Annotated in this window: 18 protein-coding genes; 11 read left to right on the top strand and 7 right to left on the bottom strand. The window is 38.1% G+C overall.

Translation table 11 applies throughout. From position 1 onward, the window contains the following. Window positions 1-160: 160 nt before the first annotated feature. Window positions 161-1,591 (bottom strand): pyruvate kinase, encoded by a 1,431-nt coding sequence (gene pyk / locus ABD769_RS24730; RefSeq protein ID WP_344854039.1) that lies wholly within the window; start codon window positions 1,589-1,591, stop codon window positions 161-163. Between the two features lie 152 nt (window positions 1,592-1,743). Then, the gene (locus tag ABD769_RS24725; protein WP_025145351.1) at window positions 1,744-2,163 is read right to left on the bottom strand and encodes an IPExxxVDY family protein; all 420 of its coding nucleotides are present in this window, start codon (window positions 2,161-2,163) and stop codon (window positions 1,744-1,746) included. A gap of 158 nt (window positions 2,164-2,321) precedes the next feature. On the opposite strand from ABD769_RS24725, the gene ABD769_RS24720 reads away from it, so the two are divergent. From ABD769_RS24720 to rnc, 3 genes are all read left to right on the top strand, one after another. Then, window positions 2,322-2,558, top strand: a complete 237-nt coding sequence (locus ABD769_RS24720) for an acyl carrier protein (RefSeq protein WP_008508386.1) — start codon at window positions 2,322-2,324, stop codon at window positions 2,556-2,558. A 21-nt stretch (window positions 2,559-2,579) separates the two neighbouring features. After that, entirely contained in the window at window positions 2,580-3,833 is a 1,254-nt protein-coding gene (gene fabF, locus ABD769_RS24715; protein ID WP_025145352.1) for a beta-ketoacyl-ACP synthase II, read from the top strand. Between the two features lie 94 nt (window positions 3,834-3,927). Continuing rightward, the gene (gene rnc, locus ABD769_RS24710; protein WP_344854038.1) at window positions 3,928-4,656 is read left to right on the top strand and encodes a ribonuclease III; all 729 of its coding nucleotides are present in this window, start codon (window positions 3,928-3,930) and stop codon (window positions 4,654-4,656) included. A gap of 445 nt (window positions 4,657-5,101) precedes the next feature. Here rnc and ABD769_RS24705 read toward each other — a convergent pair whose 3' ends face one another. From ABD769_RS24705 to ABD769_RS24690, 4 genes are read right to left on the bottom strand one after another with little or no spacing between them, the layout of a single operon-like run. Further along, window positions 5,102-5,812, bottom strand: a complete 711-nt coding sequence (locus ABD769_RS24705) for a hypothetical protein (protein ID WP_344854037.1) — start codon at window positions 5,810-5,812, stop codon at window positions 5,102-5,104. A 5-nt stretch (window positions 5,813-5,817) separates the two neighbouring features. Next, window positions 5,818-6,534: a hypothetical protein gene (locus ABD769_RS24700; RefSeq protein WP_344854036.1), complete on the bottom strand. Its 717-nt coding sequence runs from the start codon at window positions 6,532-6,534 to the stop codon at window positions 5,818-5,820. A gap of 4 nt (window positions 6,535-6,538) precedes the next feature. Continuing rightward, the gene (locus ABD769_RS24695) at window positions 6,539-6,976 is read right to left on the bottom strand and encodes a hypothetical protein (protein WP_344854035.1); all 438 of its coding nucleotides are present in this window, start codon (window positions 6,974-6,976) and stop codon (window positions 6,539-6,541) included. A gap of 57 nt (window positions 6,977-7,033) precedes the next feature. Further along, entirely contained in the window at window positions 7,034-7,252 is a 219-nt protein-coding gene (locus ABD769_RS24690) for a hypothetical protein (RefSeq protein WP_344854034.1), read from the bottom strand. A 70-nt stretch (window positions 7,253-7,322) separates the two neighbouring features. Between ABD769_RS24690 and ABD769_RS24685 the strand changes: the two genes are divergently transcribed. The 8 genes from ABD769_RS24685 to ABD769_RS24650 all read left to right on the top strand — a co-directional run bounded on the left by ABD769_RS24685 (window position 7,323) and on the right by ABD769_RS24650 (window position 14,878). Beyond that, window positions 7,323-8,048, top strand: a complete 726-nt coding sequence (locus ABD769_RS24685; RefSeq protein ID WP_344854033.1) for a lysophospholipid acyltransferase family protein — start codon at window positions 7,323-7,325, stop codon at window positions 8,046-8,048. Between the two features lie 85 nt (window positions 8,049-8,133). Further along, window positions 8,134-9,891, top strand: coding sequence for a hypothetical protein (locus ABD769_RS24680; protein ID WP_344854032.1), 1,758 nt, complete (start codon window positions 8,134-8,136; stop codon window positions 9,889-9,891). 297 nt (window positions 9,892-10,188) lie between these two features. Beyond that, window positions 10,189-11,052: a YicC/YloC family endoribonuclease gene (locus ABD769_RS24675; RefSeq protein WP_344854041.1), complete on the top strand. Its 864-nt coding sequence runs from the start codon at window positions 10,189-10,191 to the stop codon at window positions 11,050-11,052. A 79-nt stretch (window positions 11,053-11,131) separates the two neighbouring features. Next, window positions 11,132-11,698: a guanylate kinase gene (gmk, locus tag ABD769_RS24670; RefSeq protein ID WP_344854031.1), complete on the top strand. Its 567-nt coding sequence runs from the start codon at window positions 11,132-11,134 to the stop codon at window positions 11,696-11,698. A 36-nt stretch (window positions 11,699-11,734) separates the two neighbouring features. After that, a complete protein-coding gene (gene vapB, locus ABD769_RS24665; protein ID WP_344854030.1) occupies window positions 11,735-11,926 on the top strand; it encodes a type II toxin-antitoxin system VapB family antitoxin in 192 nt (63 codons plus the stop codon). Window positions 11,927-12,065: 139 nt separating this feature from the next. Continuing rightward, entirely contained in the window at window positions 12,066-12,638 is a 573-nt protein-coding gene (nadD, locus tag ABD769_RS24660) for a nicotinate (nicotinamide) nucleotide adenylyltransferase (RefSeq protein WP_344854029.1), read from the top strand. A 96-nt stretch (window positions 12,639-12,734) separates the two neighbouring features. Continuing rightward, window positions 12,735-14,435: a glycoside hydrolase family 3 protein gene (locus tag ABD769_RS24655; protein ID WP_344854028.1), complete on the top strand. Its 1,701-nt coding sequence runs from the start codon at window positions 12,735-12,737 to the stop codon at window positions 14,433-14,435. 233 nt (window positions 14,436-14,668) lie between these two features. Further along, window positions 14,669-14,878: a hypothetical protein gene (locus tag ABD769_RS24650; RefSeq protein WP_344854027.1), complete on the top strand. Its 210-nt coding sequence runs from the start codon at window positions 14,669-14,671 to the stop codon at window positions 14,876-14,878. A gap of 86 nt (window positions 14,879-14,964) precedes the next feature. On the opposite strand, the gene ABD769_RS24645 is transcribed toward ABD769_RS24650, so the two are convergent. After that, window positions 14,965-15,498 carry a thioredoxin family protein gene (locus tag ABD769_RS24645; RefSeq protein ID WP_344854026.1) on the bottom strand — a complete coding sequence of 178 codons (534 nt, stop codon included), beginning with the start codon at window positions 15,496-15,498 and terminating at the stop codon, window positions 14,965-14,967. Between the last annotated feature and the right edge of the window lie 229 nt (window positions 15,499-15,727).

The following is a 15,727-nucleotide window of genomic DNA, read 5'->3' as shown; positions in this document are numbered from 1 at the left end:
GCGCGCGGATAGAAATACCACGTAGCTTTTCTTTCACAATTTTTAGCCTAAACTCAGCTGTGTGACTTCTGTTTTTTCTCATAAAAATGCCCCCAAATAGTGTCTAACTTTTTGGGGGCAGTCTAAAACCGGAAGCATTTTTTGAAATATCTGTCAGAAATTAATCTATAACTGTAATTTTTAACATATTGGTTTTACCTTTTGCTTCGATTGGAATAGCAGCTGTATTGATTACGATATCGCCCTGTTTAACCAGTTTTTTGCTTTTTAAGAACTCATTTACCTCAATAATGGTATTATCGGTACTTTCCCACTTATCGTAGTAGAAACCTCTAACGCCCCAAAGTAAACTTACTGCATTTAATAAAGCCCTGTTGCTGGTAAAAATAAAGGTTAAAGCTTCCGGACGGTGGCTCGAAATTTCGAAAGCCGTGTAACCGCTTAAAGTCATCGATACAATACCTACCGCGTTGGTTTGTTTAGCTAAGAAACAGGCCGAATCACAAATTGCATCACTTAAGAAAGACGGAGATTTTGGTTTTAAAAACTTATCAGGATTGAAAGGATAGTTGTTCTGTTCAATGTTCTGGATAATTTTTTGCATCGTTTCGATTACGATCAATGGAAATTCTCCAACTGAAGTTTCGCCACTCAGCATCACCGCATCAGCACCATCCAAAACGGAGTTTGCAACGTCGTTCACCTCTGCACGTGTTGGACGAGGAGTGGTAATCATGCTCTCTAACATCTGTGTAGCTACGATTACCGGCTTAGATGCTGCCCTACATTTGGCAACAATCATTTTCTGTAACAATGGCACTTCTTCCATCGGACACTCAACACCCAAATCGCCACGGGCAACCATAATACCATCAGTTACCGCAATAATCTCATCGATATTTGCAATGGCTTCCGGTTTTTCAATTTTTGCAATTACGCGTGCAGTTTTACCACGCTCTGCAATAATTTTTTTAAGCTCGATAATATCTTCAGCCTTACGTACGAAAGATAAACCGATCCATTCTACATCATTTTCTAAAACAAATTCTAAATTTTCGCGGTCTTCAGGAGTTAAAGAAGGGATAGAAACTTTAGTATTTGGAAGGTTTACACCTTTTCTGGAAGTTAAAATACCTCCGTGAACAATCTCGCAAACTACCTCATCTTTTAAATTGGTAGAAATTACTTTCATTTGCAGTTTTCCATCATCCAAAAGGATAATTTCGCCAGCCTGAACATCCTGAGGGAAGTTTTGGTAAGTAATATAAATACGTTCTTCGTTACCAACACATTCGTTGGTTGTAATTACGGTAGTTTTACCATTGATGAGGTTAATGCCACCTTCTTTTACCAAACCAATACGGATTTTAGGGCCTTGTAAATCGGCAAGGATACCTACATTATAATCGTATTTTTTGTTTAAATCGCGGATGGTATCCAAAACCGCCTGGTGATCTGCCTGCGATCCGTGTGAAAAATTTAACCGGCAAACATCCAGCCCTGCATTAAACATACTATATAATACTTCTGGTTTTGCTGATGCGGGCCCAAGCGTGGCAACAATTTTAGTTCTCGAATGAAAAGGTTTCATTTAATTTAATTGATTTTTAGCAATGCAGTTTAAGAAAGCACTAATTATTATCTAAAATAATCAAACTGCATTAAATTTTATATATTTTGTTCTTTTGTTCTTCGTTTGTAACCGTCAAATATAGTGTATTTAATACACCAAGTATATAATTTTTATATTACCAAATTCTCCCTGTTCTTCAACTTGGTCGGATCTATCTTTGCAGCTACCTGTATATCAGGCAGTTTATTCAGGCCATTGATCAGATAATCAAGATCTTCCTTATCAATAAATTCTTTAATGATAATAAAAAAATCAACCTTATTCATCTCCGGAATCAGGAAACCATCACTGCTTTTATTGCAGATTAAGTAGTATTCTACCTCGCCCTGCTCTACAAAAAAGTAATATTTAGAAAAACTCCATGCCGGTTCATCAATATTAAAAAATATTTCATGATCCTCTATTTTTTCAAATTGTGTGTTTAACCGGGTATTAATTTTGTGGCAAAGCACATAGTCTTTTAGGGGTGCTGTGATCGCAATTAGTATAAAATCAAGGTCTAAGGTAAGTTTTAGGTAAGTCTTATTCAAAGCGAAATAAATTATTTACAGAACGAAATTAAAAAACTAATTCTATATTCGCTGTGTTATTGAGATACCAAAATTACGTATCGAAATAAAAACATTTGAAAATTGTAAGAATTTATTTTTCTTTGCACAGAATTATTTAACCATTAAATTATAAAATTATGTCTGATATTGCTTCAAGAGTTAAGGCTATTATCGTAGAAAAACTAGGTGTTGACGAAAGCGAAGTTACGCCAGAGGCTTCATTCACCAACGATTTAGGTGCAGATTCTTTAGATACCGTAGAGTTGATTATGGAATTTGAAAAAGAATTCAATGTAGCTATTCCTGATGATCAGGCTGAAACCATCGGTACAGTTGGTCAGGCGATTGCTTATTTGGAAAAAAACGTTAAATAGAATTACGCTTTTTCAGTATAAATGGAATTAAAAAGAGTAGTAGTAACAGGGTTGGGTGCGCTCACTCCTATAGGCAATAATGTTCCCGATTTTTGGGAAGGATTGACTAACGGGGTGAGTGGCGCTGCTCCTATTAAGGGTTTTAACACTGAAAAGTTTAAAACTAAATTCGCTTGCGAGGTAAAAAACTTTAATCCGGAAGATTTTTTGGATAAAAAAGAAGCCCGTAAATTAGATCCGTTTGTACAATATGCTCTTGTATCAACAGAGGAAGCGGTGAAGGACGGTGGTTTTGATTTCGAAAAATTAGATACCAACCGGATCGGCGTAATCTGGGGTGCGGGCATAGGTGGATTAAAGACTTTCCTTGATGAAATTTCAAATTTCGCCAAAGGAGATGGTACCCCAAGGTACAATCCATTTTTTATTCCTAAAATGATTGTAGATATTGCTCCAGGGCATATTTCGATCAAATACGGCTTACGTGGGCCAAATTTTGCAACTGTTTCGGCATGTGCTTCTTCAACAAACGCCATGATTGATGCATTTAACTATATCCGTTTGGGTATGGCTGATGTTATTATCAGCGGAGGTTCTGAAGCCATCATTAACGAAGCGGGTATGGGTGGTTTTAACGCCATGCATGCATTATCTACACGTAACGATGATCCGGCAACAGCTTCGCGTCCTTTTGATAAAGATCGTGATGGATTTGTGGCCGGTGAAGGTGCAGGAACCATTATTTTAGAAGAACTTGAACATGCAAAGGCAAGGGGTGCAAAAATTTATGCAGAACTTGTTGGCGGTGGAATGAGTGCAGATGCTAATCACATCACAGCACCGCATCCTGAAGGTTTAGGTGCCAGAATGGTAATGACCAATGCACTAAAAGATGCTGGTTTAACAACTGCTGATATAGATTATATCAATGTGCATGGTACTTCTACCCCATTGGGTGATATAAGTGAAACCAAAGCCATTGGTACATTATTTGGTGAAGATGCTTATCGTTTAAACATCAGCTCAACCAAATCAATGACGGGTCACCTTTTGGGTGCAGCCGGTGCTATTGAAGCTATTGCAGCAATCCTTTCTGTTAAAAATGATATTGTTCCACCAACAATCAATCACTTTACAGATGATCCTGCATTTGACCCTAAGCTGAATTTTACTTTTAACAAAGCGCAAAAACGTACCGTTAGGGCTGCTTTAAGTAATACATTCGGTTTTGGAGGCCATAACGCTTCTGTAATTTTCAAGAAATACGAAGATTAATTTAAAACAGCGCTACTATATAATTTGTATGCTAATTAAAAATAGATAACTTAGTTAAATATGCTAATTAGCCGTTAATTGTGTTATTTATTTAATGCCGATCTTAAAATTATATAAACTTTATCTCTCTCCCGAAAAGGAGTTTGTTAAAAAGCTGAAAAATATCTTAGGCTTTGTTCCTGGCAATGTTACGCTTTATAAAATGGCGTTCAGGCACCGTTCTGTAGCAAAAGTTTTAAAAAACGGAAGCAGAAGCAGTAATGAACGTTTGGAGTTTCTTGGAGATGCTGTGCTGGGATCGGTAATAGCCGAACTGCTTTTTAAGCATTATCCATATAAGGAAGAAGGTTTCTTAACCGAAATGCGGTCTAAAATTGTAAACCGGGCTAATTTAAACCAGTTGGCAAAGAAAATTGGTTTCGATAAGCTTATTCAGTTCGATCAGCGTTCGGTAAGTATCCAAACCAAGCACAATTCGATGCTGGGTGATGCTTTTGAAGCCATTGTAGGTGCCATTTACATGGATAAGGGCTATAACTTTACCAAAGAGTTTTTATTGCGCAGAATTGTAAAACCGCATATCGATATCCACACCCTAGAACTTACGGAAACAAATTTTAAAAGTAAACTGATTGAATGGTGCCAGCGCCATGGTAAGGACGTTATGTTCGAACTGGCAGAAAATGGCGAAGGTGAAAGCACTAAACTATTTACCATTAGCGCCGTAGTAGAAGGCGAAAAAGTAGGTACCGGAAGAGATTACAACAAGAAAAACGCAGAAAAATTAGCGGCAGAGAAGGCTTGTGAAGCGTTAAGTATCTAGAGATTGGTTAATCGTATAAATTGTTTAAATCGGTTAATTGTTCAATAGTCATTAGTTTATTGGGGATTTGGTTAACTGTATAAACTGGTTAAATGGTTAATTGTGCAAGCGTGTTAAACTTCCACTAAAATCCAAATGCTAAACGCCCAATCCAACTCAGTATTAAACACTTTGTACCTACGCCCCCGGACTCCGGACTTTACACGCTGCGCCTCAAACGCCCAACTCCAAACACCTCACCCAACTCAGGATTAATCACTTCGGACCTCCGACCCCGGACTTCGGACTTATTTTATACACCCAAAACTCACCTCTCCAAACGCCCAATTCCAAACCGACTAAAAACCTCACTCAACTCATTGACTAATCACTTCGGACCTCCGACCCCGGACTTCGGACTTATTTATACACCCAAAACTCACCTCTCCAAACGCCCAACTCCAAACTACTTCCCTTTCCCAAGCGTATCTGTAAACTTTTTCGATGATTCTTTAATGTATTTAATGTAATCGTAACTGTTCCAATACTGGGCTTTATCAAATTCCGGGCGACAGTTGAGCATGTATTTTTCTAAAGTATCGCCCCTTAATTCGGTATTGCTTTTAATAATACTCTGGTTAAAATACACATCAATCTGCGATTGCTTGATTTCATTGTCGGCATAGCGGCCAAACCTCCGTGCATTTTTCGGATCGGTACCAAATAAATTATACAATGCATTTAAAGGACTGAATATAGCTGATAGAACGGTTGTTTTACCACCGTTGTACACACCTTTATTTTTAAATTCACGCTTAATATCGTCAAGATCCTGCTTCTTTGTATTTCCTACAATGGTTACATCAGCCAGTGTGGTGCTTCCCCTCACCAGATAGATTACCAGGTCTTTTTCGCTGTTAACCACTACACGCTGATCAATCAAATCTCTCTTGATCACCAAAAGTGTATCGCCAATTTTAGCTTTAAGCTGGAACATCCCTATATCATTACTGCCCACGCCTATTCCGGTACGCAGATTGGTGATTTCTGATAAGGCAATCCTGATATTCGAACCTTTTTCGATCACCACACCTCTGATAATGAATTCCTGAGCCTGCGAAATGAAACCGATTGAGGTAAGAACGAGGAGTATAATGGCAAATTTAAAGTTTTTCATTGTAGTTAATTTGTGTGTTTCAAGGTATCAGTGTATTGCTTAGCCGATTCCCTGATGTATTTAACAGCATCGTAATTGTTCCAGTTGCTTATCATGCTGCGGGTGGGGTAATAATCGAGCAAAAATTTGTCGAGGTCTTTCCCTGTTAATGTGGTATTATTTGAAACCAGACTTTTATTGAAAAATTTATCTACTTCAATTAAGCCTAATTCCTTTTTATAATAACGGTTAAAGTTACGTGCCCTGGCCGGTGTTTTTCCAAATAATTCGTAGAAAAACGTTAACGGGCTGCCACCGAAGGGATTTAATAAGATTAACGGAGGCTTACCTTCAAAAAATGATCCGTTTCTTTTAAAGTCTCTTTTAATCGCTTCCATTTCCTGCTTTTTGGTTTGGCCTTTAACCGTAACTTCTTCAAGCGTGGTGCTTCCCCTGATGAGGTACACCACAAGGTCATCATCAGTATTGATCACCACTTTCTGATCGGTTAAATTTTTCTTCGTAACCAATAAAGTATCGCCAACACGGGCCTTTAACTGAAAAATCCCGATATCATTACTGCTAGCGCCCATTTTACTGTGTAAATTAATTATCGCAGCTAAGGCAACACGAACATTAGAGCCTTTTTCAATCACCACACCTTTCAGCACGAAATCCTGAGCTTTAATTTTTAAACCCTGCATTAGGATGACAAGTAACAGAAAAGCTTTGAAAGGTTTCATTTTATTATAATGAGCTGTTTAAAGTATCTAAATACTGTTTTGCCGATTTTTTAATGTAATCAGCGGCATCATAAGTATTCCAGTTCTTAATTTGTTTATATTTCGGTCTATAATCTAACATAAACTTATTCATTTGCTTCCCGGTTAAACCTGTATTATTTTTAACCATGCCAACATTGAAAAACCGGTCTATTTCCAACTCTTTTGTCTCGTTATCATAATAACGGTCAAAGCGTTTTGCATTTTTCCGTTCTGCGCTAAACAACTCCATTATTGCGGCCAACGGGTAACGCATATAATAAAGCGGGTTTCTCTTTTTACCATAAAAATAAGTTTTCTTATGGTGCTCTAACCTAACAGCCGATAGGTTTTGTTGTTTGTTTTCTGCCTTAATTGTTACATCATCAAGCAGCATATCGGCCCTAACCAGGTTTATAACCAAATCCTCATTGTTCGGAACAACTACAAAAATTTCATTAAAATGCTTTTTGGTAATCAGTTAAGTATCACCAGGTTTAGCTTTCACCTGAAAAAAACCCATATCGTTACTTCCTACCGCCTGTTTATTATTGATATTGGTTACCACAGCCAGCGCAATGCGGATCTGCGTTCCTTTTTCTAAAATAACTCCTTTGGCTGATGTAATTTGAGCGAGCGTTTTTTTAGGTAAAATGAACAATAGCAATGAAAGTGATAACGTGATCAAAAATGCTTTCATATCTATAAGATATTTTTTGTAAAATTAACATTTGTTAACCTTGCAAACTGTTAAAGAAACGTTAATCCCTATGAGAAAACTGTTTGGCGGATTTTATTTATTGTATTCGGCAATCGTGTTTTTCCTGCTTATGCTTATCGTTTGCCCTTTCATCATCGTTAGCATGGCCATATTTAATGAAAAAACTGGCAGAAAAATTTCGTTCTGTTTTTTAAAATGCTGGGCCTGGGGTTTTAGCCTGCTAACCTGCCTTTGGTTTTCGGCAGGAGGAGCAAAGATCGATACCACCAGATCGTATATTTATGTGGGTAACCACAGTTCTTTTTTAGATGCCGTGGCCATTGTAATCTGCATCCCACAGGCTTTTAGTCCGCTGGGGAAAATCGAAATGCTTAAAATACCCGTATTTGGGTGGATTTATAAACGTTTGGTAGTAATGATCGACAGAAGCAGCAGGGAAAGCCGCGACCATTCTGTAGCCGAACTCAGAAAAGATCTGGCCGACGGACAATCGGTTTTAATTTTTCCGGAAGGGACGATGAATAAATCGGAACTGCCCTTAAATCCTTTTTATGACGGGGCTTTCCGCCTGGCCATAGAAACACAAACGCCAGTTTTACCTTTTGCCATATTAAACAGCAGGGCGCATTTACCGAGAACAGATCCGCTTTTGCTAAACCCGGGACTGATTAGAACCGTATTCGGCGAAGCCATTGAGGTAAAAGGTTTGGTAGCAGAGGATTTGGAAGAATTAAAGCAAAAAACATTTAAGGCTGTTTTAGGGATGCTGGAATAATTGTCAAGTAGACAATAATTATAAGTTTCAAGAAATAATTTTTGAAATATTATTGTTACATTCGAGCCTAACTATTAATTAAAACATGCTGAAAGGAACAATTCAAAGTGGCTTAAATGCCGCTAAAAGACTTAATTCGTCCAAAAAAAAGGCACTGATTGCCACAACTTTACTCTTATCAATTTTTACATCTTGTAAAAAAGACGAATTAGAAACACTCACAAAAGAGGACGCTTTAAAAATTCCACAGAAATTAGCGGTTATTACCACTAATACCAATTCTAGTTTAAACAAACCAATTACACTTGGTTATTATCCGAGCTGGAATGAAGGATGGTTAAATGACGATGGAATTAGTCCATTCACTTCCCTGCCATCAAGTGTAACCCATATATTTTTTGCATTCGCCAAACCAAATCTAACTTACATTAAAGGCTCTTATAATATTACCACTTCAAATACTGGCTTAGAATGCTACTCAACACCTGATCCTAAAGATGGTGGTTTAATGCTTAAACGCGCAGTGGCCATCCTTAAACAAAAAGGTATAAGCGTAATATTATCGATAGGTGGCGAAACTTATTGGAATACAGAAGAAAATTTTAATGATGTCAATTATCAGCAAATTAAAGATTTGGTTGACGATATTGGTTTTGCAGGAATAGACTGGGATTTTGAGCCTAATGCTAGCTTTAGTGATGCTGGTAATGCCTTAAATGTTAGCCGTCTAACTAAATACATTACAGAATCCAGAAAATTGATGCCTAAAACTTCTGGTTATTTGATTACCACTGCTCCTTCCGGCGTGGGAGCTTTAGGCGGATTAAACAATGATGACCCTACCTCACCATTTGCATATAATAAACGAAACGCCTTAACAAACGAAACTGATGCATTTTTATATAATTTTATTGATCCAACCAAAAGTATTGGCTTGTTTGGCTTTTCTTCTACAGGAGCGATGATACCAGTAATAAAAGCTGTTGGAGATCAATTAGATATCATTGCCTACCAGGCTTACAATACAGGGGCAGCACCTAACCGGAAATTGATGTATGATTCTTATGCTTATTACGCCAATCAATATGGCTTTAAACTAGCGCATGGAACACATGTACCTAGCGAACCTTGGGGACCATATTTTGAACATACGCCAGATGTTGTTGCAGATTTAGCAAAATATATTCACGACGGGGGTTCACAAAATAGAGCAGGAAAGAATGATGGGATTATGATTTGGAATTTAGCTTTATTATCAAACAAAAACACAAACTATACAGGGGTTACTTATCTAAATGTGGCCAATAAAATTTTAAACGGTCAAACTAAAGAAGCTGCACTAGCCAACGCCTTTGATTATAAAAATGAAACGACTAACCCTACCATTCCACCAGTTACACCACCTACCAATCCACCAACGAACCCGCCTGTTACGGGTACAGGAGGCTGTGGTATAGCAGCTTATGATGCAACAAAATCATACCCAATCGCAGGAACAAAAGTTTACTTTAAAGGTAAAATTTACAAAAACAAGTGGTACGTAAACACTAACCAGGTGCCAGAAAGTGAAGAATGGGGGCCATGGGAATTTGTAGAAAATTGCGACCTGAACACTACTCCACCTACAACCACACCACCTACAACTCCACCAGTAGTACCACCAGGAACATCGGGCAATGGCTGTGGAGTTGCAGTTTATGATACTACCAAAGCTTATCCGAATCCTGGAACAGAAGTATTTTATAAAGGAAAAATTTACAAAAACAAGTGGTATGCTAACGCTAATCAGGTACCAGAGGGAGAACAATGGGGACCTTGGGAATTTGTTAGAGTGTGTAGCTAAGTCTCAAAGTCATTATTTAAGCCATTGGCACAGGTAAAAATAATTTATCCACTACTTGTCGATTTTCGGTAGATAAAAAGGATGCACACAGATATAAAATCCGTGTTTATCTGTGATTAAAAGTCTTAATTTAATGACATTGAGTTAAGTCTGAAAGCATAATTAATAATCCGAGATAGGGAAACCATCTCGGATTATTTTTTTAGCGGGTTCTTATTTTGGTTTGACAAAAAAACACTAAACCATCATTCAATAACTCCTCATTAATTTTTCTTACCTTTGCGCATGATAAAATCCATGACAGGATACGGCTTAGCAACAGCCGATTATGCAAATGCAAAGTATAGTGTCGAAATCAAATCGCTCAACAGTAAATTCCTGGAGCTGAATTTAAAATATCCTAAAGCTTTTTCTGATAAAGAACTGATCTTGCGCAACATCTGCAGCAAAGACATTGAACGCGGAAAGGTAAGTTTAAGCATCAATGTAGAACGTACCAACGGTGAAGTTACAGGTGCAACCATTAATACGGCCTTATTAAGCCACTATTACAAGCAACTTATTGCCGTTAATAACGAATTAGGCGCTGAGAGCAGCAACTTATTGCAAACGGCATTAACTTTTCCTGATGTAATTAGTTACAAGGAAGAAAGTGTGAGTGAGGATGAGTGGAATCATTTATTCCAGATTTTTACCTCGGCTTTGGCTAATTTTAATAAATTCAGGGAAGACGAAGGTGCAGTTTTAAAGGCTGATTTGGAGCTAAGGATAAAAAATATTCTTTCTTACTTTAAATCTGTTGAGGAACTGGAACCTAAAAGGATTTCGGCTATCCGCGATAAATTTACCCAGTTTTTGGATGATGCCGTGGGTAAAGTAAACATCGATCAGAACCGTTTTGAACAGGAATTGATCTATTATATTGATAAAATAGACATCACTGAAGAAAAAACGCGTTTAAAAAGCCATTGCGATTATTTTCTGCAAACCTTGGCCAGCAAAGAGGCAAATGGTAAAAAAATGGGTTTCATTTCTCAGGAAATCGGACGTGAAATTAATACCATGGGTGCGAAAGCAAATGATGCCCAGATGCAACAGTTTGTTGTGGGTATGAAAGAAGAATTAGAAAAAATAAAAGAACAGTTATTGAATGTGTTGTAAGGTTGAAATGTTGTAAAGTTGCAATGTTACATGCAACCGTCCAACCTTTAACTTTCCAACCTTCCAACATTTTTAAAGCATGCAAGGCAAATTAATCATATTTTCGGCACCATCAGGAGCAGGTAAAACCACTATAGTACACCATTTATTAACAAAATTTCCTGAGCTGAGCTTTTCTATTTCTGCGACAACCCGCGAATTGAGAGGTGCTGAGACACATGAAAACGATTACTATTTTATTAGTAAGGAAGAGTTTTTACACAAAGTTGCCCGACAGGAGTTTGTGGAGTTTGAAGAAGTGTACAACGGAACTTTTTATGGCACTTTACGTTCAGAGATCGAACGCATCTGGAACGATGGCAAACATGTAATTTTCGATATTGATGTAGAAGGCGGTATCCGCTTGAAAAGAAAATACGAAGATGATGCACTGGCTATTTTTGTTCAGCCACCTTCTTTGGAGGTATTAAAAGAACGCTTAAGTGGTCGCGGAACGGATAGTCCTGAAAAATTACAGGAACGTTTTATCAAAGCAGAAAAAGAATTGCTTTACGCAGATAAGTTTGATGTGATTTTAAAAAATTATGACCTGGCTACGGCCTGTGCAGAGGCGGAGCAGTTGGTAGGGGATTTCTTAAGGAAATAGTTTTCGAAAAAAGACAGAAATGTTTATATTTGATTGATGACTGATATTCAATTATATAGCCAAATATCTTCATTGCCTTCAGACCTGGAGAAGCAAGTGTCTGATTTTGTCTCATCCTTAAAGAAAAAGTCGAAAGCCGGTAAAAAACTAAAAGAAAGACAATTTGGTTATGCTAAAGATTTCTTTAAAATGTCTCACGATTTTGATGAACCATTAGAATTCATTTAATTAAATAAATCCGTCATTGCGAACCGACGCGGCGGGAAAAGAGCAAAAGGGTGAAGCAATCTTTTTTGACGGATTAGATTGCTTCGGCTCCCTCGGTCCGGCCTCGCAATGACGACTAATAGATACTGAAAACGACAACATGAAAACCGGTCTTTTCTTCGGTTCGTATAACCCAATCCACACCGGGCATTTAATTATTGCCAATTACATGGCCAATCATACAGCACTTGACGAAGTATGGCTGGTAGTTTCCCCACATAATCCATTAAAAGATAAAAGTGGCTTAACCAATATGTATGATCGGTTGGAAATGGCAAAACTGGCAACAGAAAATGCAGAACATATTCGGGTGAGCGACATTGAATTTGCATTGCCGCAACCCTCTTATACCATCGATACGCTTACCTATCTCCACGAAAAATATCCTGAAAAAGAATTTGTGCTCATAATGGGTGCTGATAATCTGGTGTCGTTCAAAAAATGGAAAAACTACGAGGTACTGTTAAAAAACTACCAAATTTACGTATATCCTCGCCCTGGGGCTGATGTAACTGAGTGGGAAAACCATCCTGCAATTACTTTTACCAATACCCCATTAATGGAAATCTCTTCAACCTTTATCCGTAAGGCTGTTAAAGGGAAGAAAAATGTACAGTTTTTTCTGCCTGATAAAGTTGTCGATTTTATCGAAGGTAAGGGCATGTACAGGTAAAGATTCACAACATATTGTATTAAATCAATTACTTGGATTGGTTTTTGTTTTATTAAGCCTTAGATGATTAATTTAGCAGCTGATACAACAAAACACGTGAGAAAAAATTTACTTATCCTTATTGCCCTCTGTGGCACTGCATTTTCTGTAAGTGCACAACAAAAAACCTATTTAGAATTACTGGCCAATCAACCGAAATGGGTAGATTCGGTTTTTAACAGACTTAACCGTAGAGAACGTATTGCACAGTTATTTTTTGTGCGGGCACACACCAACCTCGGTAAAAAATATACCGATTCAGTTGGTCAGGTGATAAAAAAAGAGCAACTGGGCGGGGTAATCTTTTTTCAGGGAGGACCGGGCCGGCAGGTTTTAGCCACTAACGCCTATCAGAAATTAAGTCGTGTGCCACTTATCGTAGCAAACGACGGAGAATGGGGCTTGGGTATGCGTTTGGATAGTACCATTTCTTATCCATATCAAATGACGTTGGGTGCCATCCAGAACAAAGAGCTATTGTACAAAATGGGCCTGGAAGTGGCCAAAGATTACAAACGCATGGGCATGCAGATGAATTTAGCACCTGATGCAGATATCAATAACAACCCTAAAAATCCCGTAATCAATTACCGGTCTTTCGGTGAAAACAAATACAATGTTGCTACCAAAGTTGCCGCTTACATGAAAGGCATGCAGGATGGCGGTTTGTTAACTACGCTTAAACATTTTCCTGGTCATGGCGATACCGATGTAGATTCACATTATGATCTGCCTCAATTGACATTTTCGGCCACCCGATTGGATACGTTAGAGATGTATCCTTTTAAAGAGCTGATTAAACAAGGTGCCGCCGGGGTAATGATTGCCCACATGAATATCCCTTCGTTAGATGCAACACCAAATCTGCCTTCTACCTTATCAAAACCTATCGTTACGGGCATTTTAAAGCAGAAATTAGGCTTTAAAGGTTTAATTATTTCTGACGCGATGGATATGAAAGGCGTAGTAAAATACTTCAAAGATGGCGAAGCCGATTTAATGGGCATCATCGCTGGTAACGACATTATAGAACTTTCGGAAAATAGCGACAGGGCCATTAAACTGGTGCGTAAAGCCGTTAGGCAGGATCGGGTAAGCATGGCTGAAATTGACCAAAGTGTGCGTAAAATATTAACTGCTAAATATTGGGCTGGCTTAGCTAAACGCGACACGGTTGTAACCCAGGGTGTTGTTGCAGGTGTAAACCGCAACTCGAGTAACGCTTTGGTACAGGAGCTTGCCAACGCATCGGTAACGTTGTTAAAAGGTAAGGATTATATTAAACGTTTAATCCCGATCAGGAGAACGGCTATTATCAGCATTGGTGTTCCTTCTGTTACCACTTTCCAGAAAGAGGTTTCGAAAGGATATTACAATTCTGTTTATTATGTGCTGGATAAAGATGCAAGCGCTGCACAGATTTCGAACATTGCCCGCGAAATTGGTGCCTTTGATCAGGTGATTGTGGGTATTCACGATAGCAGATCACGTCCTGCAAATGGCATTCTCTTAAATGCGGGCGTAAAAAACTTTATTAAAGAGCTATCAGCTAAAAATGCGGTTTTTGCTTTATTCGCAAACCCTTATAATCTCGCTGGTTTATCCGGATTAGAAAACAGTAAAGGTTTGGTTGTGGCTTATCAGAAAGAAGATTTTATGCAGATTTCTGCAGCTGCCGTGATTAACAACAGATTGGTACCTACTGGTAAATTACCGGTAAGTGTAGCCCCTTTTTATAAATTTGGGGAGGGGCTATAGTCCCTCCCAACCCTCCCCTAAAAGGGAGGGCTTAACGTTTTTTCATTCTGAGCGCAACTTGTACCGATTTTTATCGGTAGCAAATAATCTTTTGAAGAATAGCTAAGCTAGCCACGGAGACTCAGATTTACACGGAATACACCTTTCTTTGGTCTTTCTCCTTTAGTCTTTCAGCTTTTTCTCAAAACAATTCTGCCATCAAAACGATTATCTAATTATAAAATCTCAAAGTTATGATAGATCCAGAAGACGACAATTATTCAAATGATCCGAACGATGCTTTACGCAGAGAAGACGATGTAGAAAATATCAATGAAATTAGTGGCGGTGACACCAGCATTGAACATGATAAAGATCTGCTGGAGCAAGCCGATGAAGCTTCAAGGGCCTCTTATGAGTTAAACCTTGACGACGATCGCGACGAAGACGAACTAGACGATTAACAAAAAAGCCGTTCCGATGTAAAATCAGGACGGCTTTCTTACTTTTGGGATTCAGTTTTATTATTCAGACTTAAGCCTTATATCCTTTATTTTGCTTTCGCTTTATAAGTTTCGGGATTTACCGCTGTAGTAGTCCAACCTTTTAAAAATGAAGTAATTTTTTTAACATCATGTCCAACTTTCTTTTTACCATTGGCTGCAATTTCATCTGTTTCCAGATAAGAAGAGTTTTCGATGTGCAGTACTTTTCCTTTGCCGTCTAAAATTAAAAATACCGGGAAACCGAAACGTTGAGGATATCCTAAGCTGGCCAAAACACTTTCATTTTTATTTTCAGGGCTGTAATTCACTAAAACAGTTTCAAAATTATCGTTAATATATTTTTTCAATGTTGCTGTACTGTCAACCAGATTATGAAACGCAATGCACCAGGTACACCAATTTCCACCAACCTGCAATAAAACATGTTTATTTTCTTTAGCAGCTTTGGCAACCGCAGCGGCAATTTCTGCTTTTGCATCGGCCTGTGGGTTATAAATATGAACACCTTCTTTTTTCGCCTGACTAAAAGCCGCAGTCGATATTAATACTGCCGTGAACAGAATGATTAATCTTTTCATGATTTTTTAGAATAATAATAAACAAATGTAATAAAGTCTAGAAATGTTATAGATGATTAGCAAATTCTTTACAGAGCGGAAACATTGGTCATTGGTCATTGGTCATTAATGGATTTGCACCTGGGAGTAAGGTTTAATTGATCGCAGTTTATTTTTCCATCATCATCTTACATCCCACATCATCTATCACATATCTACATCATCCACCAAAACATTATCTTTGCTAAGC

This window comes from Pedobacter jeongneungensis, from assembly GCF_039538295.1.
Lineage (GTDB): Bacteria > Bacteroidota > Bacteroidia > Sphingobacteriales > Sphingobacteriaceae > Pedobacter > Pedobacter jeongneungensis.
The sequence above is the reverse complement of the archived record's forward strand: the minus strand, read 5'-3'. Positions and strand labels throughout refer to the sequence as shown.

Bases quoted from the DNA above. Each gene is read 5' to 3' on its own strand.
- ABD769_RS24720 (WP_008508386.1), top strand. From the start codon at position 2,322: ATGTCTGATATTGCTTCAAGAGTTAAGGCTATTATCGTAGAAAAACTA.
- rnc (WP_344854038.1), top strand. From the start codon at position 3,928: ATGCCGATCTTAAAATTATATAAACTTTATCTCTCTCCCGAAAAGGAG.
- ABD769_RS24700 (WP_344854036.1), bottom strand. From the start codon at position 6,534: ATGAAACCTTTCAAAGCTTTTCTGTTACTTGTCATCCTAATGCAGGGT.
- ABD769_RS24685 (WP_344854033.1), top strand. From the start codon at position 7,323: ATGAGAAAACTGTTTGGCGGATTTTATTTATTGTATTCGGCAATCGTG.
- ABD769_RS24650 (WP_344854027.1), top strand. From the start codon at position 14,669: ATGATAGATCCAGAAGACGACAATTATTCAAATGATCCGAACGATGCT.
- gmk (WP_344854031.1), top strand. From the start codon at position 11,132: ATGCAAGGCAAATTAATCATATTTTCGGCACCATCAGGAGCAGGTAAA.
- fabF (WP_025145352.1), top strand. From the start codon at position 2,580: ATGGAATTAAAAAGAGTAGTAGTAACAGGGTTGGGTGCGCTCACTCCT.
- ABD769_RS24690 (WP_344854034.1), bottom strand. From the start codon at position 7,252: ATGAAAGCATTTTTGATCACGTTATCACTTTCATTGCTATTGTTCATT.
- nadD (WP_344854029.1), top strand. From the start codon at position 12,066: ATGAAAACCGGTCTTTTCTTCGGTTCGTATAACCCAATCCACACCGGG.
- vapB (WP_344854030.1), top strand. From the start codon at position 11,735: ATGACTGATATTCAATTATATAGCCAAATATCTTCATTGCCTTCAGAC.
- ABD769_RS24705 (WP_344854037.1), bottom strand. From the start codon at position 5,812: ATGAAAAACTTTAAATTTGCCATTATACTCCTCGTTCTTACCTCAATC.
- ABD769_RS24675 (WP_344854041.1), top strand. From the start codon at position 10,189: ATGACAGGATACGGCTTAGCAACAGCCGATTATGCAAATGCAAAGTAT.
- pyk (WP_344854039.1), bottom strand. From the start codon at position 1,591: ATGAAACCTTTTCATTCGAGAACTAAAATTGTTGCCACGCTTGGGCCC.
- ABD769_RS24680 (WP_344854032.1), top strand. From the start codon at position 8,134: ATGCTGAAAGGAACAATTCAAAGTGGCTTAAATGCCGCTAAAAGACTT.
- ABD769_RS24645 (WP_344854026.1), bottom strand. From the start codon at position 15,498: ATGAAAAGATTAATCATTCTGTTCACGGCAGTATTAATATCGACTGCG.